Here is a 1048-nt window from a genome sequence, read left to right on the forward strand (position 1 = left end):
CCTTCAATCTTTCGAATCCAGATACGCGCGGGTTTCCACAAAGAAGCTTTTAAATACCGGCTGATTTGTAATGTTTTTCGCTTACTTTTCGTTTCGATCTGCGCAAGCACATGGAGACAAAAAACAATAAGTGCGATAAACACTTGATTTTGAATAGCCCATTCACTTTGACCATGGAACTTTTTGATGTTGAGATGTTGCTTGATCCATTTAAAAAACAATTCTATTGCCCACCGCGACTTATACATCTCCGAGATTTCTTCGGCACTTAAGTCAAAACGATTTGTGATTAAATGTAGGAGATTTCCTTTTGAATCGATCACTTTTACAAGGCGGAAGTAATTCTCAGCACGGTTTTGAGTCGTGCCAATCAACACCATTTGATCCGATAAAACAGACGAATTATCAGATAGTTTAAAATCATAAACTTCCCGTACGATAGCGTTTTTCCTTAGCCTTGAGAGAAAAAAGTAGCCATCGTCTGTCATCCGATCAAAGCGCTCGTAGTCTAAATAGCACGGTCAAACACATACATGCATGTTTTATCATCAACCATAATTTCTAGCTGACCACGATCATGTTCTTTCGCGGTTGTCATGACTGCTTTCTCGGGATAGGAAACTCCTTTTTCCATAAATACAAGGCGTAAGTGCAACTTCACTCCAGCTTTTGTTTTACGGAACTTTGCCCACTTATGGTTGGTTAAATTAAGTGGCAATGTGCTTGAATCTATGATTTTTAAAGGCATGACCAATTTTGTATAGTGTGTTTTGGCATGGATTTGAGAGACTAAATCAAGGAATAACCGCTGAAATAGATCGGGGTTCATACCATTTAAGCGCCGCGACAACTGTGAGATACTGATTGAATCAAGATCAACCGCTTTTTGAAGCTTGTCATCAAAAAAACAATCACTTAACGCGTGGAGACTCTCCGTTTCTGTTAGTTGTGAATAAAGCAATAATTTTAAAAATGATTCTGTCGTTAATTTTTTCGTATAACAATCTAATTTCAATGTTTTCACCTGTTCTTCAAATAATTGAAGATT

1 pseudogene is annotated in these 1048 nt (G+C 37.6%); it reads right to left on the minus strand.

Annotation, left to right across the window (positions count from 1 at the left end):
- A pseudogene (locus tag OWO01_RS15940) lies at positions 1–1048 on the minus strand (IS4 family transposase); the annotation flags it as partial.

It is taken from the genome of Natronobacillus azotifigens (genome assembly GCF_026805325.1).
GTDB lineage: Bacteria > Bacillota > Bacilli > Bacillales > Amphibacillaceae > Natronobacillus > Natronobacillus azotifigens.